The 20,892-nt window shown below is 72.8% G+C and carries 16 protein-coding genes; 9 read left to right on the top strand and 7 right to left on the bottom strand.

Features of this window, described 5'->3' with window-relative positions:
- The first annotated feature begins 390 nt into the window (after positions 1-390).
- Positions 391-2,511: a hypothetical protein gene (locus P1V51_07095; protein MDF1562791.1), complete on the top strand. Its 2,121-nt coding sequence runs from the start codon at positions 391-393 to the stop codon at positions 2,509-2,511.
- Between the two features lie 235 nt (positions 2,512-2,746).
- Here the strand turns inward: P1V51_07095 and rlmD are convergent, their stop codons facing one another.
- From rlmD to P1V51_07080, 3 genes are all read right to left on the bottom strand, one after another.
- Positions 2,747-4,111: a 23S rRNA (uracil(1939)-C(5))-methyltransferase RlmD gene (rlmD, locus tag P1V51_07090; GenBank protein MDF1562790.1), complete on the bottom strand. Its 1,365-nt coding sequence runs from the start codon at positions 4,109-4,111 to the stop codon at positions 2,747-2,749.
- A gap of 17 nt (positions 4,112-4,128) precedes the next feature.
- Positions 4,129-6,018 carry a tetratricopeptide repeat protein gene (locus P1V51_07085; GenBank protein MDF1562789.1) on the bottom strand — a complete coding sequence of 630 codons (1,890 nt, stop codon included), beginning with the start codon at positions 6,016-6,018 and terminating at the stop codon, positions 4,129-4,131.
- A gap of 61 nt (positions 6,019-6,079) precedes the next feature.
- Complete coding sequence (locus tag P1V51_07080; protein ID MDF1562788.1) at positions 6,080-7,459, bottom strand: cytochrome c peroxidase; 1,380 nt, start codon at positions 7,457-7,459, stop codon at positions 6,080-6,082.
- A gap of 230 nt (positions 7,460-7,689) precedes the next feature.
- Here P1V51_07080 and P1V51_07075 point away from each other — a divergent pair, with 230 nt between their 5' ends.
- The 5 genes from P1V51_07075 (at position 7,690) to P1V51_07055 (ending at position 14,303) form a co-directional block, all read left to right on the top strand.
- A complete protein-coding gene (locus P1V51_07075; GenBank protein MDF1562787.1) occupies positions 7,690-10,134 on the top strand; it encodes a VIT domain-containing protein in 2,445 nt (814 codons plus the stop codon).
- Positions 10,127-10,696, top strand: coding sequence for a sigma factor (locus tag P1V51_07070; protein ID MDF1562786.1), 570 nt, complete (start codon positions 10,127-10,129; stop codon positions 10,694-10,696). The genes P1V51_07075 and P1V51_07070 overlap by 8 nt, the downstream gene beginning before the upstream one ends.
- Positions 10,693-10,929: a hypothetical protein gene (locus P1V51_07065; protein MDF1562785.1), complete on the top strand. Its 237-nt coding sequence runs from the start codon at positions 10,693-10,695 to the stop codon at positions 10,927-10,929. The genes P1V51_07070 and P1V51_07065 overlap by 4 nt, the downstream gene beginning before the upstream one ends.
- A gap of 172 nt (positions 10,930-11,101) precedes the next feature.
- Positions 11,102-12,259 carry an Hsp70 family protein gene (locus P1V51_07060; GenBank protein ID MDF1562784.1) on the top strand — a complete coding sequence of 386 codons (1,158 nt, stop codon included), beginning with the start codon at positions 11,102-11,104 and terminating at the stop codon, positions 12,257-12,259.
- The gene (locus tag P1V51_07055) at positions 12,237-14,303 is read left to right on the top strand and encodes a hypothetical protein (protein ID MDF1562783.1); all 2,067 of its coding nucleotides are present in this window, start codon (positions 12,237-12,239) and stop codon (positions 14,301-14,303) included. Before P1V51_07060 ends, P1V51_07055 begins: the two co-directional genes overlap by 23 nt.
- A gap of 7 nt (positions 14,304-14,310) precedes the next feature.
- On the opposite strand, the gene P1V51_07050 is transcribed toward P1V51_07055, so the two are convergent.
- The 3 genes from P1V51_07050 to P1V51_07040 are packed head-to-tail and all read right to left on the bottom strand — an operon-like array spanning position 14,311 to position 17,623.
- The gene (locus tag P1V51_07050; GenBank protein MDF1562782.1) at positions 14,311-15,699 is read right to left on the bottom strand and encodes an adenylate/guanylate cyclase domain-containing protein; all 1,389 of its coding nucleotides are present in this window, start codon (positions 15,697-15,699) and stop codon (positions 14,311-14,313) included.
- 55 nt (positions 15,700-15,754) lie between these two features.
- Complete coding sequence (locus tag P1V51_07045; GenBank protein MDF1562781.1) at positions 15,755-16,375, bottom strand: hypothetical protein; 621 nt, start codon at positions 16,373-16,375, stop codon at positions 15,755-15,757.
- 39 nt (positions 16,376-16,414) lie between these two features.
- On the bottom strand, positions 16,415-17,623 hold the full coding sequence (locus P1V51_07040) for an SPFH domain-containing protein (protein ID MDF1562780.1): 1,209 nt from the start codon (positions 17,621-17,623) through the stop codon (positions 16,415-16,417).
- 196 nt (positions 17,624-17,819) lie between these two features.
- Here P1V51_07040 and P1V51_07035 point away from each other — a divergent pair, with 196 nt between their 5' ends.
- Entirely contained in the window at positions 17,820-18,218 is a 399-nt protein-coding gene (locus P1V51_07035) for a DUF3553 domain-containing protein (GenBank protein MDF1562779.1), read from the top strand.
- Positions 18,219-18,274: 56 nt separating this feature from the next.
- Positions 18,275-19,237 (top strand): SEC59/DGK1/VTE5 family protein, encoded by a 963-nt coding sequence (locus P1V51_07030; GenBank protein MDF1562778.1) that lies wholly within the window; start codon positions 18,275-18,277, stop codon positions 19,235-19,237.
- Between the two features lie 28 nt (positions 19,238-19,265).
- On the opposite strand, the gene P1V51_07025 is transcribed toward P1V51_07030, so the two are convergent.
- Entirely contained in the window at positions 19,266-19,724 is a 459-nt protein-coding gene (locus P1V51_07025; protein MDF1562777.1) for a chemotaxis protein CheW, read from the bottom strand.
- Positions 19,725-19,781: 57 nt separating this feature from the next.
- Between P1V51_07025 and P1V51_07020 the strand changes: the two genes are divergently transcribed.
- Positions 19,782-20,891: a hypothetical protein gene (locus P1V51_07020; protein MDF1562776.1), complete on the top strand. Its 1,110-nt coding sequence runs from the start codon at positions 19,782-19,784 to the stop codon at positions 20,889-20,891.
- Position 20,892: the final 1 nt, after the last annotated feature.

Here is a 20,892-nt window from a genome sequence, read left to right as displayed (position 1 = left end):
CCGAAGACGATCATCACGAAGAGCAGGGGGATCAGGACCAGGAGGGAGAGCCAGCCGGCGATGGTCCGCAGCGGACCCGGACGCTTCTTGCGGCTCCCCTCCCTCACCCGCCCATCATGCCCCGAGACCGCCCCGGACCGGTGGCGGAAGAGCGTCGACGACACGGCGCGTCATCGGATTGAACTTCCTGAAGAAATATACAGCAAATATTTACAGTGGCTTAGAGCGATTTTGAGAACAAGGCCCAAGATTTCGATTGACTGGTGTGCCACGAAAACCTACATGTACGCCCATGTAGGACAGGGCTCGCCAGCGGGCGGCGAGCTCCTCATCAACCGGGGGGGAACCCCTCAACGAGATCGCCGTCGCAGCGGTCTTCCGGAGTCAGTCATGAGCGCCATTCGCTACCTCGCCATCCTCGCCACGATCGTGCTGGCCCAGCCGGTCCTGGCCGCCTCCGTCACGCCCGTCTACTACCCTGGCAACCCGACCTGCGCCGACCTCGGTCTGGGCAGCTTCGAGTTCAAGGTCGATCCGCCCGTCCCCGGCCACTACGCCATGGACGCCTACAACACCTTCTCCTGGAACACCGCCGACGGCGTCGTCTTCGACTGGGGTTCCTCGATGGGCATCGACGCCGTGATCTCCAAGGGCGGCGACGGCGCCAACGTCTACCTCTACGATCCGGAGGCCACCTCCGATCAGGGCCTCTTCTCGCCGATCAACGCGAGCGGCGGCGCGGCGGCGATCAGCCACATCAGCGTCTGCTTCGACTACGAGGTGAACGCCGCGAAGACCGCCGAGACCTCCTTCACCCGCACCTACGAGTGGGCCATCGCCAAGAGCGTCTCTCCCGCGGCCTGGAGCCTCTTCGCCGGTGACGCGGCCTCCTCCGACTACCTCGTCGAGGTGCTGAAGACCGGCTTCGTCGACAGCGACTTCGCCGTCGCCGGCACCATCGTCGTCGAGAACCGCACGCCCTTCACCGCGAACATCACCAGCGTCCGCGACACCCTCTCGACCGGCGAGATCCTGGGCGTGAACTGCCCGGGCGGCCTGCCCACCACCCTCGCCTCCGGCGCCAGCCTCACCTGCACCTACGTCGGCGCCCTCGCCGACGGCACCGACCGCGTGAACACCGCCACCGTGAACACCACCGGCACCGTGGGCGGTGACGTGGCCACCGCGGACGTCGACTTCGGCGCCGCCGACATCACCGAGGTGAACCCCACCGTGACGGTGACCGACACCAACGGCGCCAGCTGGAGCTTCGCCGAGAGCGGCAGCGTGAGCTACGAGGGTCACTTCGACTGCGAGAGCGTGACCTGGAACGGCCTCACCGGCACCTACACTCACCCGAACGTCGCGACCCTCCTCGAGACCGGCGCCTCGGCCTCGGCCGACGTGGCCGTGGACTGCTACCGCCTCGCGGTGGCCAAGGACGCCGCCACCTCGCTGACCCGGACCTTCACCTGGAGCATCGACAAGACCGCCTCCGAGTCCAGCCTCCTCCTCTCCGAGGGGCAGCAGCACCTCGTCACCTACGACGTGACCGCCAGCGCTGCCTCCGCGGACTCGGATCACGCCGTCACCGGCGGCATCCTGGTCACCAACCCGAACCCCACCCGTGACGCCAGCCTCCTCTCCCTCATCGACGTCATGGACGGCGGGGTGGCCGCCGCCGTCTCCTGCCCCTCGATGGTGGTCCCGGCCGGTGGCAGCCTCACGTGCACCTACGCCGCCGACCTCGCCGACGGCGCGGCCCGCACCAACGTCGCCACCGCCAGCCTGCAGAACTACGCCTTCGGCGGCGGCCAGGCCCTCCCGGCCGGCACCACCGCCTTCAGCGGCTCGGCGCCGGTGAGCTTCGACGTCGCGGCCGTCACCCCGATCGACGACTGCGTCTCCATCGACGACACCCTGGCCGGCCCCCTGGGCGCCCTCTGCTTCGACACCGCCCCGCAGACCTTCAGCTACTCGCTCTACCTCGGCTCCGAGACCTGCGGCACCACGACCGTCGAGAACGTGGCCAGCTTCGTCACCGACGACACCGCCACCGCCGGTCAGGACAGCTGGATCGTGACCATCGAGCTGGCCTGCGGCGACGGCTGCACCCTGACCCCGGGCTACTGGAAGACCCACTCCTCCATCGGCCCGGCGCCCTACGACGACACCTGGGCCCAGCTGCCGAGCGGCGCGGACACCCTCTTCTACGACACCCTCAGCTACTACGACGCGCTGTGGACCGCCCCGCAGGGCAACGCCTGGTACATCCTGGTCCACGCCTACATCGCGGCGTACCTCAACACCCTCAACGGCGCCTCCACCACGACCGAGGTCCGCGACGCGCTGGCCCAGGCCGAGGCGCTGCTGCTGAACAACTCGCCCGAGCTCGTCGCCTCCCTCAAGGGCAAGCGCGGCCAGGCAGAGCGCCAGGTCTTCATCGACCTCGCCACGCTCCTCGACGACTACAACAACGGCTTCGTCGGCCCGGGGCACTGCTCCGAGTAGCGTCGAGCCAGCGCTGATGCGCTGACGTGACGAGGCCCGTCTCCCCACCGGGGGGGGGCGGGCCTCTCTCGTTCTAAACCAGAGATCATGATTCCCGAACAGCGGATGGCGCCGCGGACGTGCCCGGATGCGAGGAAGGGTGAGGGAGCCTAGCCTTAGCTAGGTGACCGAGGCCTGACGCTGCAGACGGGTGCGGCCTGCAAGCCAGGCGTGATCGGGAATCGTGATTTCTGGTTTAGCTCCGCGTCAGCCGGACGACCGTCTCGACGTGGCCGGTCTGGGGGAACATGTCCACCGGCTGCACCGCCTCGACGCGGTAGCCCCGACCGTGCAGCAGGGCGAGATCCCGGGCGAGGCTCGTCGGGTTGCAGGAGACGTAGACGATCATCCGGGGTGCGAGCGCCGCCACCGCCTCGAGCGCCTCGCCGGCGACGCCCTTGCGCGGCGGGTTGAGGACCACGACCTGCCCCGGAGGGAAGTCCGCCCTTCGATCGGCGAGGAGGGTCAGCACGTCGCCGGCCAGGAAGCGGGCGTTCTCCAGGCCGCTGCGCCGGGCGTTCTCCCGGGCGTTCTCCACGGCGGCCTCGACGACCTCGATCCCCGTGACCTTCCCGGCGTCCCGGGCCAGGGCCAGGGCGATCCCGCCGATGCCGCAGAAGAGATCGAGGGCCTCGTCCCCCGGGCCGAGCGCGGCCCAGCGCCGGACCAGCGCATAGATCCGCCCGGCCTGCTCGTGGTTCACCTGGAAGAAGGAGGCCGGCGAGATGGAGAGCACCGTCTCGCCGACGACGTCGCGCAGGGTCGCCTCACCCAGGAGGCGCTCGGTCTCCTCGCCCAGCAGGGTGTTGCCCTCCGAGGCGTTCACGTTCAGCTGGATCGAGACCAGCTCGGGGACCCGGCGCCGGATCCACCGGGCGAGCTCGCCGAGCACCTTCTTCTCGGGGCGGGTGGCCACGAGGGTGAGCAGGGCGCGCTCGCTGGCGGGGCTGACCCGGACGAGGAGGTAGCGCAGCAGCCCCTGGCCCGTGCGTGGATCGTGGATCCTGATCTTCCGCCGCTCGAGCTCCTCGCGCGCGACCTCGACGATCCGGTTGATGAGGGGGTGGTGCAGGGGGCAGCCCTCGAGATCGACGACCTCGTGGCTGCCGCGACGGTAGATGCCGATCCGCAGGCGGCCCCCGCGGTGGGCGAGGACCAGCTTGGCGTGGCTGCGGTAGCCCAGGGGCTGGCCCGCCGCGAGGGGCTCGGCCACCTCGAGGCCGGCGAGCTCGGGGTAGGCGGCGAGGGCGCGCTGCACCCGCGCCCGGCGGGCCTCCTGCTGCGCCGCGGGCGAGAGCTCGATGAGGGGGCACCCCAGGCACTCCCGCGCCTTCGCGCAGGGGGAGGCGATGCGCTCGGCCGAGGGCTCGAGCACCTCGAGGAGCTCACCCCCCATCCGCCGCTGCCCGCGGTAGGTCTGGCGGAAGGCGACCCGCTCCCCCGGAAAGGCGCCGGGGATCTTCAGCTCGAGCCCCTCGAAGGTGGCGGTGCCGATCCCCTCGTCGTCGAGGGCCTCGACGGTGACCTCCGCCGGGCCGCGCGCTCGCTTCCGCTGGGGCATGGCCGGCCTCGCTCCTTTCAGGGCGCGAAGCTCTCGAGGAGCTTGCGGGCGGGCTCCGCTCCGGGGCCCGCCTCCCGGGCGAGGCCCTCGAGGAGCTTCCGGGCCTGCCCGGGGTTGCCGTCCTTCAGCTCGAGGCGGGCGAGCTGGAGGCGGGCGCCATACCAGTCCGGGCGCAACTGGGCCGAGGCCAGGTAGGCCTCGCGGGCGGCGGCGTAGTCCCCCCGCAGCTCCCGGATCTTCCCCTGGTCGAAGCGGTACTGGAACTCCGGCGCCGTGCCGGCGCTCTCCTCGACCACCTGATCGATGAGCGCCTGCGCCTCGGCGAGATCACCGCGCACGGCGGCGGCCCGGGCCAGGACCGCCCGCAGGGCGGGCCGGTCGATCCGGTTCCGCGCCCAGCCGCCCATGAGCCGGTGCTCCTCCCGGCTGCGGGGGTCCTCCCAGAACGCGTCGGAGAGGATCAGGCGGGCGGCCTTCTCGGCGGCGTCGTGGTTGCCCCGCCGGCTCTCGTAGCGGGCCACCAGCTCCCAGGCCGAGCCGTGGAAGGGCGCCTCGGTGATGGCCTGCTGCAGGGCCTTCAGCGCGGTGTCGAGATCGCCCTCCTCGTTGGCGACCATCGCCTGGCTCATCAGGAGCTGGTAGCGCTCCATGGGGTCGAGCTCCCCGGCGGGCACCTCGGCGTAGCCCTGGAGGAGGTAGCGGGCGTAGGCGAGCTCGTCCTCGTTGGAGGCGGCCTGGTAGAGGGTCAGGGGCAGGAGGGCGATGCCCACCCCCACCACCAACACCGGCTGGAGCACCCCCCGCAGGAGCGAGAGCAGCCAGCCCAGCCCCAGGCAGAAGGCGACCGAGGGCGTGTAGAGCCAGCGCAGGGTCATCGGCAGGCTCTCGTGCCACTGGGGGATCTTCAGCTTCCAGAGCACCAGCGCCGGCGCCAGGGTGATCAGCCCGAAGGCGAGGAGGAGCACCAGGGGGCTGGAGAGACGATCGCGCGCCGCCAGGATCGCGGCGAGGAGCAGGAGGGAGATCCCACCGAGGACCCCCGGCTCGAAGAGCCCCTCGGGGATGGAGGGCAGCTGGAGGATCGGCCGGGCCAGCACCAGCGGCTCGAGGTAGCTGCCCAGGGCCTGCAGGACCGAGAGGGCCAGCGTCCCGGCGCCCAGGGAGGCGAGGTGGTTGTCGCCCATCGGCAGCGCACAGGCCGAGCGCAGGAGGAAGAAGGCGGCGAAGAGCAGGAGGAAGGGCGCGGAGGAGAAGAGGGCTCCCCGCCAGGTGTCTCCCTCGAGGCGCGCGAGGATCGGGAGGAGGGTGAGGGAGAGGAGCACCGACTCCTTGGAGCCCAGCGCCAGGGCGAAGAGCAGCAGACTCCCGGCGAGCCAGCCCGCCGAGAGGAGGCGCCGCCAGGCGGCGAAGCAGAGGAGCCCCCCGAGGAGGAAGAGGGTGGCCAGCAGATCGCTGCGCGCCGTGACGATCGAGACCGCCTCCGCGGTGGTGGGGTGGAGGGCGAAGAGCAGGCCGCCGATCAGCCCGGGCCGCGAGCCCAGGAGGGTCCAGCCCAGCAGCCCGACCAGCGCGGCGTTGAGGGCATGGAGGAGGACGTTCACCCCGTGGAAGTAGGCCGGGGAGGCCCCGGCCAGGAGGTAGTCGAGGCGGAAGCTGGCCTTGGTGATCGGCCGGTAGTAGCCGATGCCCCCGACGCCGCTGCGGTCGAACCAGTCCGAGAGGAAGAGCTCCCGCAGGGTCACCCCCTCGGTGATCTGCGGGTTGCCCAGGACGATGAGGTTGTCATCGAAGACGAAGGCGTGGCCGAGGGTGAAGCCGTAGACCGCCACCCCCACCGCGAAGGGCAGGAGGAGGATCCACCGCGGATCCTCGAAGAGGGGCCGGCGGCCCTGGGTCGGGGTGCTCATGGTCAGCCGCGATGATAGTCGCAAGCGCGCCCGCGACCCACCGGCCGCCGCCTCGTACCGGCTACTCGAGCTTCTTTCCGTCCAGCTCGCCGGTGAGGCTCTGGAGGAAGGCGACGAGCTTCGCCTGCTTCTCCGCCGGCAGATCCTCGCCGAGCTGGAAGCTGGCCATCGCGGCCACCGCGTCGTCCAGGGTCTTGGCCGAGGCGTCGTGGAAGTAGGGCGCGGTCAGGGCGACGTTGCGCAGCGTCGGCACCTTGAAGCGGTGGCGGTCCGCGGGGTTCTTGGTGAAGGCGGCCCGCCCCTCGTCGGCGGGGCCGACGTCGCCGCGGTGGCCGAAGTAGTCCCGCTTCTTCCCCATCTTCTCGTAGGACTGGCCGCCGAGGGCCTCGCCGACGTGGCAGCTGGCGCAGCCGAGCTCCAGGAAGAGGGCGTGGCCGCCCTTCGCCTCCGCGGAGAGGGCCCCCGCGTCACCGCCGAGGAAGCGATCGAAGTCCGAGTTCGGCGTGAGGAGGGTCTCCTCGAAGGCCGCGATGGCGTCGGTGATGCTCGCCCCCGAGAAGCCCTCCGGATAGACCGCGACGAACTCGCCCTTGAGCGCCTCGTCCTGCTCGAGCTTGCCGATGATCTCGGGCCAGCTGGTGGCCATCTCGACCGGGTTGTTCGGCGGGCCGTCGGCCTGGGCCTTCAGGTCCGCCGCCCGGCCGTCCCAGAACTGCGCCAGGTTCAGCGCGGCGTTGAAGACGGTCGGCGAGTTGATCCCACCCTTCTGGCCGTCGACGCCGGTGGAGACCGGAGCCTGATCCGTGCCCCCCTTGGCGAGGTCGTGGCAGGAGGCGCAGGAGATCGTGTCGTCCTTCGAGAGGCGGACGTCGTGGTAGAGCTTCCGGCCCAGGGCGACCTTGGCGGGGTCCTTCACCTCGGGGGTGGGGATGGGCCGCAGCAGCTCTCCTCGCAGGGCCTCGGCCACCCCGGGGGCCGCGTGGCGCGCCGCCCGCTCGGCCCGGACCCACTTCATCACGAGCTCCCGGTCGGCCTCCGAGAAGGAGGCGTCCCAGTGCAGGAGGGTGTAGCTCGGCGGCGGCATCGTCGGCCCGTACTCGAGGGTGAGCTGCAGGCGCGCCAGGGCCACCTCGTCCACCGCCTGGGTCGGGCTGCCCGCCAGGAGGGCGCTCATGTCGTAGTGCTCGAGGGCCTCCTCGACGTGCTCGGCGATCATCGCGCTGGCCACCGGGAAGCTGGCGTAGAAGGGCCGGCTGCCCTCGGCGGCGTGGCAGTCGCCGCACTTCTGCGCCAGCACGGCCATGGCGGCCTGGTACTCGGGGGTGCCCCCCGATCCCTCGCCGAAGTGGACCCCGGCGCCGGAGCCGACCGCGAGGTTGATCAGGGGAAAGGCGAGGGCGACGAGGCCCAGCACGACGAGCAGGAGGACGAGCTTCTTCATCGGGGAGCGACTCCTTCTTGGGATGGTCCGGGCACCCTAGTCACTCGGCTCCGCCTGTCCCCGGGAGGGGCGGCGGGCACCGGGGGGGGTGCCCCGCGGGGGAGGACGGTGAGCATGGGCCTCCTCCCCCCGGATGCGAGGCCGTAAAGAAAGTGTGTCACCGTCCGGCCCCTCCTCGCGTTGGTCTCGATGAAGCCCCTCTCGAGACCCCCATTTGGAGGACAATCGCCATGATGCCGCAGACCGCCCTCTCCCGCCCCACCCCCGACGATCGCAGCAGCGGAGGCCGCCTGGTCGCCGCCGACGGACGCACCCTTCCCCTGCGCGAGGCCCGCCTCGAGGTCGAGGCCGAGGGAGGCCTCGCCCGGGTGATCCTGGAGCAGACCTTCGAGAACCCACACGACGAGCCCCTGGCCGTGACCTATCAGCTTCCCCTGCCCGAGCGCGGGGCGGTGAGCGGCTTCTCCTTCACCCTGGGCGCCCTCGAGGTGATCGGCGAGGTGGACCGGCGGGAGAGCGCCCGCGAGCGCTTCGAGGAGGCGCTCGCCCTGGGCCGGACCGCCGCCCTGCTGGAGCAGGATCGCAGCAGCCTCTTCACCCAGGAGGTCGGGAACCTCCCGCCGCGGGAGACCGTGGTCGCGCGGATCGTGATCGATCAGCGCCTGGACTGGCTGGCCGAGGGCGCCTGGTCCTGGCGCTTCCCCACCGTGGTCGCCCCGCGCTACCTCGGCGCGGCCGGCCGGGTGCCGGACGCCGCCGCGGTGGAGGTCGACGTGAGCCCGGCGGGCACGACGCCCCGGGCCGGCTTCGTCCTGCGCATCGCCGATCGTCTGGCGGGCGGGGAGCCCGGCTCGCCCAGCCACCACCTGCACGTGCGCAGCGAGGGCGCCGCGCGGATCGTCGGCCTGGCCTCGGAGACCGGGGCGGCCCTCGACCGGGACCTGGTGGTCCACTGGCCGGTGGCGGCGGGTGAGGTCCGGACGGGCCTGCGCCTCTCCCGCCCGGCGCCGGATCACGCCCACGCCGACGAGGCCTTCGGGCTCTTGACCCTCGTGCCGCCGCGCAAGGACGCCCGGTTCGAGCCCGTGGCCCGGGACCTCATCGTGCTGCTCGACACCAGCGGCTCGATGCACGGCGAGCCGCTGCGCCAGGCCCAGGCGGTGACCTCGGCCCTGATCGAGACCCTGGGCGCTCGCGACACCCTGGAGCTGATCGAGTTCTCGAGCGCGGCCCGCCGCTTCGAGAAGAAGGCGGTGAGCGCCACCGAGCGCAACCGCCGGCGGGCCCTGAAGTGGGTGGCGAGCCTCTCGGCCGGGGGCGCCACCGAGATGAAGGAGGGCATCCTCGCGGCCCTCGAGAGCCTGCGCGGCGAGGCCCAGCGGCAGGTGGTCCTGGTCACCGACGGTCTCATCGGCTTCGAGCAGGAGATCGTCGCCACCGTCGCGCGTCACCTGCCGGCCGGCTCCCGCGTGCACTGCGTGGGCGTGGGCTCCGGGGTGAACCGCTCCCTCACCGGCCCCGTCTCCCGCGCCGGCCGCGGACAGGAGCTGATCCTGGGTCTCGACGAGGACGCGGATCCGGCCGCCCGGCGGCTGGTCGCCGCCACCGAGGCGCCCCTGGTCGTCGATCTGCGCCTCGAGGGCAGCGCGCTGCGCTCCTTCGCCCCGGCGCGGATCCCCGACCTCTTCGTCGGCCAGCCCGCGCTCCTCGGGCTGCGCCTGAAGGCCGAGGGCGGCGCGCTGCGGATCACGGGCCGCACGGCGGAGGGGCTCTTCGAGCAGACCCTCGCGGTGCCGGCGAGCGCGCCCGCGGAGGTCACCGGCCCGGTGACGGTGCTGGTCGCCCGCGAGGAGATCGAGGACCTCGAGCTCGAGCTGGCGGGGGGCCGCCAGGCGAGTGAGGTCGATCGCGAGATCGAGGCCCGGGGGCTCGCCTTCCAGGTGGCGACCCGGCTCACCTCGTGGATCGCGGTCACGAAGGAGGCCACGGTGGATCCCCGGGACCCCACCCGCCACGAGCGCCTCCCCCAGGCCCTGCCCCACGGGATGAGCATCGAGCGGCTCGGGCTGCGGGCGGCCGCCCCGCTCCCCCCGGCCGCGCCGATCACCGGCGTGTTCGCGGCCGCGGCGCCGATGGCCCCGGCCGGCCGGGCGGCAGGGGCCAAGCGGCGCTCCCTCTCCCTCGGCGGCCTCTTCGACCGCAGCCGCGGGGCGAGGAAGGAAGAGGCCAAGGGCTGGATGGAGGAGTCGGCGGCCGAGGGCTTCGGTGGTAGCGGAGCGCCCGAAGAGTTCGAGCTCGACGACGCCCGTTCCCTCCTGGACGCAGGGCGCCTCGACAGCGAGGACGAGCTCCACGAGGTCCGGCAGCTGATCGCCCGCCTCCTGCGACGCCAGGACCGGAGCTTCACCTTCGAGCTCGAGCTCGACGGGGAGCTCGACTGGGCGCCCCTCCTCGACGCCGAGCTGGAGGTCGAGCTCGCGGACGGATCGACCGCCCTGATCGAGGCCGCGGTCGATCCCCGCTCGACCACCCGCGACGGTCTCCATGGTGCGGGACAGCGCCTGAAGATCACCCTCATCGTCGAGCCGGGCGCGGCCCCGGAGATCGCGGAGGTGCTCGTCCTCCACCTGCGCTCGGCGGGCTCGGCCCTGGAGGTCCGGATCGTCGATGGCTGATCTCGACCACCTCCTCCCGCTCATCGCCGCCGGCGATCCGGACGCCTTCGGGCGCTGGGTCGCCGGCGTCGAGGCGCGCCTGCGCCTCTCCCTCTCGAGCTTCGCGACGACCCTCGACACCGAGCCCATCGTGCAGGAGACGCTGCTGCGCGTCTGGCAGGTGGCCCCGCGAGTGGTGCCCGACGGCCGGGGAGAGAGCCTGCTGCGCCTCGCCGTGCGGATCGCCCGCAACCTCGCGGTGAGCGAGCTGCGGCGGCAGCGCCCGGCCCCTCTCGACGCCCAGGACCTGGAGCGGATCCTCCAGGAGGCCCCGGCCGAGGCGCCGCCACCGGACCCCCTCCTGCGCCGCCTCATCGCCTACTGCCGGGAGAAGCTGCCGCGCCAGCCGGCCCGGGCCCTCACCGCGCGCCTGCACGCCGCGGGCGGTGAGTCCGACACCACCCTGGCCGGCGGGCTGGGGATGCGCACCAACACCTTCCTCCAGAACGTCGGCCGGGCCCGGCGCCTGCTCGCCGACTGCCTCGAGCGCCAGGGCGCGGACCTGGGAGGAGTCAGACCATGACCGATCGCGAGCGCGCCGCCCTCATCGAGGCCGTCACCACCGCCCACCGGGAGCGATCGCCGGGCGGCCGCCTGCGCTCCGCGCCGGCCTGGCACGACCTCGACGCCGCCGGACGCCAGGAAGCCTTCGATGAGACCCTCCTGCAGCGCCGCCTGGAGGCCGCCCTGGATCCCGAGGGCCTCTCCTGCACCGCGAGAGCCGTTCTGGCCCGGATCCGAGGCTCGGGGGCCTGATCCGGCGCCGGCCCGACCGGGCTTTCGGCACATCCACCCACCCCGGTCGCCCCTTCATTGTCCGTTTTTCCCGGCCCTTTCGTATTTGTGATCAGCGTCACGGCTCCGCAGGGGCTATGATGTACGGGCCGGTGCAAGGTGGGGATCGGCGAAGAAAGGGAGTCCTCCTGGGATGGGAATCGTCGGAATCGACTTCGGGACCTCAACCACGCTGGTGGCGGTGTGGAAGCAGGGAAAGCCCCAGCTCCTGCGAGATTCCGACGGCCTCGAGCTGACCCCCTCGGTGGTGGCCTACCTGCCGGGTGATCGCGTTCAGGTGGGCGCCCGCGCCGCCCTCCGCCGCGGCATCGATCCCGAGAACACCCTCTACTCGGTGAAGCGCATCGCCGGGCGCCGCTGGTTCGATCAGGAGGTCGTGGACTTCCGGGAGTCGACGCCGATGAAGCTCGAGCGCGGCGGCGACGGTGTCCCCCGCTTCATCACCCGCAAGGGCCAGCTCCTCCCGGTCGACGTGATCGCCCACCAGCTGAGCGTCGTGCGGCACTACGCGGGCTTCCCGGCCGGCGAGCTGAAGAACGCCGTGCTCTGCGTCCCGCCCTCCTACGGCCCCGAGCAGGTGCTCTCCCTCTGCAACGCCGCCCGCAAGGCCGGCTTCAACCGGGTGGGCACCATCGACGAGCCCTACGCCGCGGTGGTGCCCTACCTCGAGCGCCTCTCCGGAGAGCGGAACGTCGCGGTCTACGACCTGGGGGGTGGCACCTTCGACCTCGCGGTCCTTCGCGTCCGCGGACTCTCCCACCGGGTGATCGCCTCGGGGGGTGACCCCTACCTCGGCGGCGACGACGTCGACCACGCCCTGGCGAACCTCATCGCCAACCGCGTCCTGCAGGAGCACCGCTGGGATCTGCGCGGTGAGCGCAGCATCTTCGCCCGCCTCCTGGTCGCCGCCGAGAAGGCGAAGCTCGCCCTCTCGCTCCAGCCCTCGGTGACCGTCCGCCTCGACATCATCGACCCCACCCTCGCCGGCAAGACCCTCGAGATCGGCCGCGAGGCCTTCGACCGGGCGATCCACGAGCTGGTCCAGCGCAGCTTCGCCCTCTGCGACGAGGTGCTCCTCGAGGCCGGCCTCCCGGTCCAGGCGATCGACGATGTCATCCTCGCCGGCGGAAGCACCTACCTCCCCGCGGTGCGCGCCGCCGTCGAGAGCTACTTCGGCAAGCGGCCGCTCTACGACCTGGCGCCGGATCGTACGGTGGCGCAGGGCGCCTGCATCTCCGCGGCCCTTCAGGCGGGCGAGATGCACGGCGGTGCCAGGGTCGTCCCGGCCTGAGCCGCTGGAGGGCTGCCTCCTGCACCTCCGGATCAAGGCCGCGCTCCTCGCCGCGCTGATCCTGCCGGCCTCCGCGGTGGCCGGGCTCGCGATCCCCCCGGGGATGGAGGCCGAGGTGTCGGCGCTGGTGCTGCCCCGGCCCGGGGACGCGCCCCTCCCCGGCGCGCACCGCCTCGGGGACGTGAAGATCGAGCAGGCGAGGATCGTGGTCGCGCTCCAGGGCCCGGAGGGCGAGGGGGAGCTCTTCCTCCTGCCGGTGGCGGGCGGCGCGGCGCCCCTCGCCACGCCGAGCTTCGAGGTCCAGCTGCCCCCGGACGCCCCCCCGGCCTTCGAGGCCGCCGCCCGGGCCTTCATCGAGCGCCTCCGGGCGCGGGACGACGGTAGCTTCGCCCGGCGGGTCGGCGCGCTCCGCGCCGCGCTCCAGGCCGACCCCGAGTCCGAGGTGGTGCCGGAGCCCACCCGGGAGCCCCTCCTCCCCCAGTGGCTGGTGGTCGAGACCTTCTTCCTCCTGGCGGCCCTCCTCCTCCTCGGTGATCTCCTCCGCGCCTGGCGGCGCGCGCCTCCCCCCGGCCGGCTCCTCGCCGCCACCGGCGGGCTCTTCCTCCTGGCCCTCCTCGGCCGGCTCCTCCTCCCCCCCTGGGCCCCCCTCCACGCCGATCGCCACGGTGTCCTCGAGCTCGGCGGGCTGGCCGGGCTCTGGCCCGGCGAAGGGCTGGCCCGGGCCGAGCTCTACGGCCCGGCCTACCGCCGCCTCCTCGCGCCCGCCGCCGCGCTCCTCCAGAGCCCCGACTGGCCCCTCTTCGCGGCCGCCGTGGCCGGAGCCCTCAGCGTGCCGGCGCTCCTCCTCCTCGCCCGCCGCCTCACCGGCAGCTGGGCGGTCGGGGGGGTGGCCGCCCTGGGGCTGGCCCTGCACCCGGGCCACCTGCGGCTCTCCCTCTCGGAGAGCCCCTGGCCCCTCGCCCTGCTCCTCTTCCTCGGCGGGAGCTGGGCCCTGGCCCGGGGGCTGAACGAGGGCCTCTCGCTGCCCGACCGCCTGCTGCGCCTCGGCGGCGGGACCCTGGCGGTGGCGGTGGCCGTGCAGCTGCGCGTGGTCACCCTCCTCCTCGGCCCGCTCGCCCTCCTCCTCGCCCTGGCGGCCTGCCGCGGACCCCGCCGCCCCGCCCTCCTGCGCCTCCTCGCCCCCGCCCTCCTCCTCGGGGGCGTGAGCCTCGCCCACCTCTACACCCTCGGGGGCCACCTCGCCGAGGGAGCCGAGCGCGGCGCGGGGAGCGACCTCTCGACGGTGGGGCAGATGCTCGGCCAGAGCAGCGAGCTCGCCTCCCCCTTGCTCCTCCTGCTCGCGCTGCTCGGCGTGCTCACCCTGCTCTACCGGCGCCGCCCGCTGCTCGGGCTCACCCTCCTCGCCGCGCCCCTCCTCCTCACCCTCCCGAGCTGGAAGGTGGCCCTCACCTGCCGTACGGACCTCATCCGCTACCAGAGCGCCCCGCACCTCTTCCTGCTGCTCGCCGCCGCGGCGCTGGTCCTCCTCGCGCCGCCGCTGCGCCAGCGGGCGATGACCCTGGGGGTGGGGCTCGCCCTCGTCGGCGCCAGCCTGCCGGGCCTCTCCTTCACCCTGCCCGCCGACCTCCACGACCTCGCCTTCCTGCAGGTCAGGGAGAGCGTGGCGCACCTGCCCGGCGCGCTGCGGGTCGTGAGCGCCCCGCGCTGGTCTCCCGGCCGGCGAGTGCAGCTCGCCTTCCCGGCCTACCTCCTCGAGGCCGCGGGCAAGCGGGTCGAGACCGGCGAGGACGGCGCGCTGCCCTGCTTCGTCTACCTCGACTCGGGCTGCTACGGCTTCACGCGGGAGGAGCTCGAGGCAGGCGAGCCGCCGCGCCTCGGGGGAGAGCCCCTCCGCCCGGACTGCGCGGCGCTCCCCTTCGAGGCGCCGACCCGGGAGACGCCCCTGGCGCGCCGCCACCCCGCCCGCTTCGCCGACCGGGACTTCCACCGCCTGCCCGCCCGGCGGCCCTGGCTGGGGCTCCTGCCCTGCCGCGAGCCCCGCTAGGCCTGCTTCAGCGGCTGTGGATCGGCTTGAAGTCGCCGGAGGTCTCGTCCTCGAAGCCCGGGTCGTAGGTCGCCGCACGGGACTCGCTCTCGAGGGTGTAGAGATCGAAGCTGCCGCTGCGGCCAGGGAGCTCGTGGTTGCCCACCTCCCGCAGGGCCGGGAGGCCCTTGCCCGGGGCGCCGCGGGCGACGTGGGCCGCGACGCTGGAGATGAGGACCGGGACCTGCACCTGCTTGGTGGCCGCCTCGAGGCGGCTGGCGAGGTTGACCACGTCACCGACGACCGTGAACTGCAGCCGGTCCTCGGTGCCGATGTTCCCCACGATCGCGCTGCCGTGGTGGACGCCGATGCCGTGGGCGAAGGGAGGCTTCCCCTTTCGCTTGCGCTCCTCGTTGTGGCGCATCAGGGCGGTGCGCATCCCGGCCGCCGTCCGGATCGCGCGCGAGGCGTCGTCGGCCCGGGGCGACCCGACCCCGAAGACGACCATCATCGCGTCGCCGATGTACTTGTCGAGCCAGCCCCCCTCCTCGCGGACCACCGCCAGCATGGCGTCGAGGTAGTCGTTGAGCTCGGTGACCAGCTGCTCGGGCGGCGTCTTCTCGGCGTAGCGGGTGAAGCCCCGCAGGTCGCAGAAGAGCACGGCCACCGGCTGGCGGCGCCCTCCCTTCTTGGTCTCGTCGTCCTTCAGGACCTGATCGGCGACCTCCTTGGAGACGTAGACGCCGAAGCGCTGCCGCGTCCGCTCGGCCTCGACCGCGAAGTTCGCGCCCCGGAAGACCAGGTTCCGGGTCCGCGAGGCGCCGGTGTAGCCCAGCAGCGTCGAGCCCAGCAGCAGGATCAGGCAGAGGATGATCTCCTCCTCCCCGTAGCGCACGTAGTCGGGCTGCAGGGTGGTGTCGGCGATGACCATCCCGATGCCCACCAGCAGCAACATGATCGAGCCCCCGATGGCGACCCGGCCGGAGAGGCGGACCCCCGCGGCCATCGCCGCCAGGAAGAAGAGGCCCACGCTCGTCTCCCGCAGGAGCCCGTGGTAGTTCGGGTCGGGCTGGACGATGTCGCCGCAGGTGACCAGGCAGATGAGGATCGCGTCCACGGTCACCGAGAGGAAGAGGCGCAGCTCGGTGGTCTTGCCCGCACGCTTGAGGGTCAGGAGCGTGAAGAGCGAGTAGGCGAAGGCCAGCGCCAGACCGGTGGTGGTCAGGGTGGAGTCCACCGTGGCGCCCGCGGTCCCCGGGAACTTCCCGATGTAGACCTCGTTGCCCAGCCCGGTGACGGCGAGGACCAGCCTCGTCCAGGCGACGATCCGCTCACCGCGGATGACCTCGGTGCTGAAGAAGGCCTCGAGGGCCTCGAGGGGGGCCTCCACCCTCGGCCGGGTCCCGGTCACGCTCATTCCCCCATCCTCTTCACGGCGGGGATTCTCGCACGAGGTGGCATGCGCCGCGAGTTCAGAACCGGTAGCCGAAGCCGTAGATCAGGCCGAAGGTGCCGGGGGCGAAGGCGTAGGCCATCCCCAGGTAGATGCCCATGTCCTCCGCGTGCAGCAGGTAGAGCCGCACCGCCGTCATCGGGAAGTAGCGTGGCTCCTTGCGCAGGAAGACGCCGCCCACCAGCGCCACCTGCAGCTCGAGGCGCCGCTTCTCCCGGAAGTCCTTCCACCAGGGGGCGTAGGAGAGCCCCGCGGCGATCGCCGGCGGCGAGTAGGTCGTGACGAGCTCGCCCTCGACGATGCTGCGCTCCGGCGTGAGGGGGAGGTGGAAGAAGGTGAGCAGCCGCCACCGGTAGGTGAGGAAGAGCTCCCCGAGGAAGAGCGCGGCCGAGGTCGGGACGATCTGCTCGAGCTCGTCGGGGACCGCGCCACCGGCGAAGAACTGCGTGTCCGCCAGGGAGAGCTCGAAGAGGGGCATCCAGGGAGCGTCCCCCTCTCCCACCGAGGCCTCGGTGGCGTCGCCGGAGCCCTGGCCCTCGCGGCCGGGCTCCTCGGCGCGCACGCCACCCGGTGTGCAGAGCAGCGTGATCAGCAGCGGCGCACCGACGAGCTTCCAGGCTCTCCCTCTCTCCCGGCCCACCCTGGCAATCTACAGGCAGGCCGGGGACGGAGGCGAGCCTCAGCCCTCCCGGGCCAGCTCGAGGAGGGAGGCCACCGCCTGGGCGATGGAGGCGAAGGGGCTCTCCCCGCCGCCGATCTGGGTGATCTTCACCTCGCCGAAGCGCGCCCCGACGGCCTGCGCCAGCTCGGGGAGGTTCTCGGCCAGGGTCCGGCGGGCGTCGGACTCGGCGTCGAGGCGCCGGATCTCGGCCAGCTTCAGCTCTCCCTCGGCGTGGAGGAGGCGCTCGAAGCGCAGCAGCCTCGCCTCCTCCTGGCGCAGGAGGTGACGGCCCCGGGCCTCGCTCGTCTCGAGCTCGGCGCGCACCGCCGCCGCCTGCATCCGCGTCTCGTGGGCAGCGACCTCGGCGGCCGCCTCCTGCACCAGCCGCTCCTTCTCCCGGATGGCGTCCTGCATCTTGCGCTCGGCCGCCTCCCGGGCGAGCTCGGCCTGCCGGGTCCGGACCGCGGCCTCGCCCTCGAGGCGGGCCTCCTGCATCCGCTGCTGGGCCTCGGCCTCGCGCAGCGTGGCCAGCTGGGCGGCCTCGGCCCGCGCCTCCCGGGCCTCCCGATCGATGCGCGAGCGATAGGGCGCCTGCATGGCCTCGAAGACCGAGTCGGAGAGGACACGCACCTCCTGGATCTCGATGGTGTCGACGACCACCCCCCAGCCCTGGTCGCTGGCGTCCCGCGCCCGGCCGCTGCCGCCGACCACCGGCGCGATCTCCTGGAGGAGGCGCTCGGCCAGGGCGGACTTGCGCTGGGTGAGGCAGGCCTCGACCTCGAGGTTGGCGATGAGGCGGCGGCAGGCGCCGATGAGCATCTCCACCAGCACCTCGTCGAGCTTCTCCTGCGCCCGCTCCGGGAAGGAGAAGTTGAGCAGCCGGAAGGCGAGCAGGGGGTTCGCGATCCGGTAGACCGCGAGGCCGGTGACCGCCACCCCGACCTTCTCCCGGGTCACCTGATCGGCGGTGAACTGCACGCGCTGCAGGGAGGTCGGCACCACCGCCACCGAGTCCATGGGCCACTTGAAGCAGGTCGCGCCCTGGCCGCTCGAGTCCTCCAGCACCCGGCCCCGCCGGCAGTGCACCAGGAACTCGGAGGGGCGGGCCGTCACCCAGCCCCAGCGCTTCATCTTCTCCGGATCCTCGATCGGCCGGCCTCTCCGCCAGCCGGTGACCTCGCGGACCGCCGCGGGGTGGGCGATCACCGTTGCCTTTGCCGTGCTCATCCCGACCTCCTCTCTCGTGGTCGCCTCACGGTTCTGCGAGGGGCGTGCCAGCGCGGATCTGCCCGGGATCGGCCCGCTCTCCCCCTCCGGTGCCCGGCGCTGACTCGTTTTGGGTGCACCGCTGCGCCGGAACGCTCCGGTCGATTCTCACCCTCGACGCAGCCCTCCCCGGAGCGAAGCAGGATAGGGTGGCCGCATGAGCGAGGCGATCGGAGCCGACATCGAGTCCATCTGCCGCAAGTGCGGCGACGTCTGGCACGTGGTGGTGTCCAAGAAGGACGACAAGATCGCCAAGGTGCAGTGCAAGCAGTGTGGTGGGGTACACCGCCTGAAGCGGCCCGGCGGCGCCGGGGCGAGCGCGGCGAAGGCGCCTCGCGGCGGGGTCACCACGCGCAAGAGCGCGGCGGCGAAGGCGCCCCCCGTCACGGCCGATCCCGGGCGCCCGGCACGCGGCTACCACCCGAAGGAGCGCTTCGCGCCGGGCGATCGCGTCGTCCACCCCTCCTTCGGGGAGGGCGTCGTCCAGAGCGTCCAGGGCACCAAGATGACCGTCCACTTCCCCCAGGGGGAGCGCAAGCTGGTTCACGGACGGTAATCCTGACCGAACCATGACCCGGGGGGCGGGTCCGCGGGTGGTAGTCAGGGTGGGCGATGTCGCCCGAATACGCCCTCTCGCTCTCCATCTGCGACCTGCACGACTTCGTGGCCCTCACCGAGTCCCTGGGCACCCGCTTCCGGCGGGCCCGGCTCCCCGAGGGCCTCTCGGAGCAGGCCACCCGTCTCACCGAGCGGCTGCGCCAGGTCGCCGAGGCCTCGGCCGGTGAGCTCTCGTCGCACTTCCATGCCGCCGCGGCCGAGCTCGCCGCCCTGGGCCGGGAGCTCGAGAGCTCCGTGCCCCGCGCCGCCGAGCTGCGCGCGCGCTGGCGCGCCCTGGCGCACACCTACGAGGCCCTCCACCTCGAGGCGAAGAACGCCGAGCTCGCGCTGCCCGCCGGCCGCCGGCTGGCCCGGCTCAAGCCGCGCAACTACGCCCGGAACCTCTTCCACATCAGCAGCGGCCTCATCGGCATCGCCATCTACGAGCTGCTCGGGCAGCGGCTGGTGGTCGCCGGGCTGGCCGCGGCGATCTTCTTCGCCTTCATCCTGTTGGATCTGGGTCGGCGCATCTCACCGGTCGTGAACGAGAAGATGGTCGAGCGGCTCTTCGGCGCCATCTCGCGGCCGCACGAGCACCTCCACGTCCCCTCGGCCGTCTGGTACGTGGGCGCCCTCCTGGTCGGCGTCGTCTGGCTGCCGAGGCCCGCCGTCGAGCTGGGCGTGCTGGTCCTGGCCCTGGGGGATCCGGCGGCCTCGCTGGTGGGCAAGCACTTCGGACGCCGGCGCCTCTTCGGGGAGAAGACCCTCGAGGGCAGCCTGGCCTTCGTCGGCGCCTCCCTCGTCTTCGGCGTGCTCCTCCTCTCCCTGGTGGCCCCCGAGCTGGGCGGCTGGGTGATCCTGCGGATGAGCGTCGGCGCCGCCCTCGCCGGCGCCCTGGCCGAGCTCTACTCCGGCCCGCTGGACGACAACCTGACCGTTCCCCTGGCGGCCTCCGCCGCCGCGGCCCTCCTCCTCTGAGGCGGGGCGCCGGGCAACCGGTCCCGGATCAGCGGGTGATGAGCCCGCGGACGTGCCCGAAGAGCTTGTCGAAGGTGGAGACCGCGACCCAGCCGTCGAGGGCCATGTAGGCCTCCTCGGCGATGGCGGCGATCGGCCCGGCGAGGACCTCGACCCCGGCCCGCTCCTCCTCCCGCAGATCGACGAAGCCCAGCACCCGGGAGGTGTGGATCCCCATCCGCCGCTTCTCCTGGCCGAGGACGACCAGGCGCCCGCGGCGGACCTTGGACTCGGTCTCCTCGGCCTCGAGGCCCAGCGCCTCGCCCAGCTCGATCACCGGCACGATCTTCTCGTCGACGACGATCAGGCCACGCATGAAGCGCGGCTGCCCGGGCAGGGGTGTGTACTCGGGCAGCGCCCGGATCTCGAGGACCGCGGGCACGGGCACGGCGGCCCAGGCGTTGCCCGCCCGGAAGACGAGGTGACGGTTGGAATCCTGCGCTCCCAAGACCACCGCAGGTTAGCAGGAGGCTCCGGCGGCGCAACCATCATAAGCTCGGCCTCGATGAGCACCGCCGCCTCTCCTCCCCGCCCCTCGCTCACGCGAGGCCGCAGCGGCGCCACCCGGGTGCTGCTGGGCTGCGCCATCGTGGCGGGGGTCTTCTTCTTCGGCAGCTGCCTCCTCGCGGGCGGGGCGGCGCTCTACCTGGCCACCACCCCCGGGCAGATCGAGCTCGCCTCCCTGGTGGACGACGAGGCCATCGGGGTGCTGTTCGTCGAGGCGAACCTCGAGGACCCGGGCGTGGAGGCGGTGGTCGACACCTTCTTCGACGCCCTCGCGGCCGCCCAGCGGGAGAGCGCGGAGCGCGCCGGGCTGCCCGCGCCCCTGCGCTTCCTCCAGCAGGCCGGCAACAGCTCCAACCGGCAGCAGCTCGGCTGGCTCTTCCCCATCGAGGGGATCGTCGTGCTCCACCCCGGAGAGGAGGGCGAGGAGGGCGAGCCCACGGTGGTCGGCGCAATCAACCTCGACCACCTGCCCCGGATGTACGCCCGCAGCCTGGACTGGATCTCGGCCCTCGAGGAGGGCAGCGCGAAGGAGGAGTTCGTCGAGCACCGGGGCCGTACGATCCTCGACGGGCCCGACGGCGCCTTCAGCCTCTTGGGGGGCAGCATCCTGATGGCCACCGGGCTCGAGCCTCTGAAGCGGAGCCTCGATCACCTCGACGCGGCTGGCGAGGCAGGCGCGCGCGGCTCGGAGCTGGGTCAGGCGCTGGCGGCGCTGCGCGGCCCGGGAGACGCCACCGGGGTGCTGCGCCTCGACGTCCCCCTGATCCGCTCGCTGGCCCTCGCTGCGCTCGAGGGCGACCCGCAGCCCTCCGCCGGGGGCGCCGCCCTCGGCGAGTGCCAGCGCCTCGAGGGCTTCATCGACCTCATCGACGCCGACACCCTGCGCCTCCACCTGGAGCTGCGCTGCAGCGCCGACCCCTTCGGCTGGGATGAGCTGATGGAGCTCGGCGCCGCCGGCCTGAAGGAGGCCCTCGCCGGCGAGGGGCTCGAGCTCACCTACGAGACCCGCGAGAGCGAGGGGGCCGCCCCGGGCGTCCTCCTCGAGGGAGAGCTGCGGGGCCTGCGAGAGGCCGTCCTCTCCTCCCTCGACCCGCCCGGATCCGAGTAGC

This window comes from Deltaproteobacteria bacterium, from assembly GCA_029210625.1.
GTDB lineage: Bacteria > Myxococcota > Myxococcia > SLRQ01 > SLRQ01 > JARGFU01.
The sequence above is the reverse complement of the archived record's forward strand: the minus strand, read 5'-3'. Positions and strand labels throughout refer to the sequence as shown.

Excerpts from the sequence above, each read along its gene's own strand:
- P1V51_07085 (MDF1562789.1), bottom strand. The coding sequence starts at position 6,018 with ATGAGCACCCCGACCCAGGGCCGCCGGCCCCTCTTCGAGGATCCGCGG.
- P1V51_07070 (MDF1562786.1), top strand. The coding sequence starts at position 10,127 with ATGGCTGATCTCGACCACCTCCTCCCGCTCATCGCCGCCGGCGATCCG.
- rlmD (MDF1562790.1), bottom strand. The coding sequence starts at position 4,111 with ATGCCCCAGCGGAAGCGAGCGCGCGGCCCGGCGGAGGTCACCGTCGAG.
- P1V51_07095 (MDF1562791.1), top strand. The coding sequence starts at position 391 with ATGAGCGCCATTCGCTACCTCGCCATCCTCGCCACGATCGTGCTGGCC.
- P1V51_07050 (MDF1562782.1), bottom strand. The coding sequence starts at position 15,699 with ATGAGCGTGACCGGGACCCGGCCGAGGGTGGAGGCCCCCCTCGAGGCC.
- P1V51_07060 (MDF1562784.1), top strand. The coding sequence starts at position 11,102 with ATGGGAATCGTCGGAATCGACTTCGGGACCTCAACCACGCTGGTGGCG.
- P1V51_07080 (MDF1562788.1), bottom strand. The coding sequence starts at position 7,459 with ATGAAGAAGCTCGTCCTCCTGCTCGTCGTGCTGGGCCTCGTCGCCCTC.
- P1V51_07030 (MDF1562778.1), top strand. The coding sequence starts at position 18,275 with ATGTCGCCCGAATACGCCCTCTCGCTCTCCATCTGCGACCTGCACGAC.
- P1V51_07065 (MDF1562785.1), top strand. The coding sequence starts at position 10,693 with ATGACCGATCGCGAGCGCGCCGCCCTCATCGAGGCCGTCACCACCGCC.
- P1V51_07040 (MDF1562780.1), bottom strand. The coding sequence starts at position 17,623 with ATGAGCACGGCAAAGGCAACGGTGATCGCCCACCCCGCGGCGGTCCGC.
- P1V51_07035 (MDF1562779.1), top strand. The coding sequence starts at position 17,820 with ATGAGCGAGGCGATCGGAGCCGACATCGAGTCCATCTGCCGCAAGTGC.
- P1V51_07020 (MDF1562776.1), top strand. The coding sequence starts at position 19,782 with ATGAGCACCGCCGCCTCTCCTCCCCGCCCCTCGCTCACGCGAGGCCGC.
- P1V51_07075 (MDF1562787.1), top strand. The coding sequence starts at position 7,690 with ATGATGCCGCAGACCGCCCTCTCCCGCCCCACCCCCGACGATCGCAGC.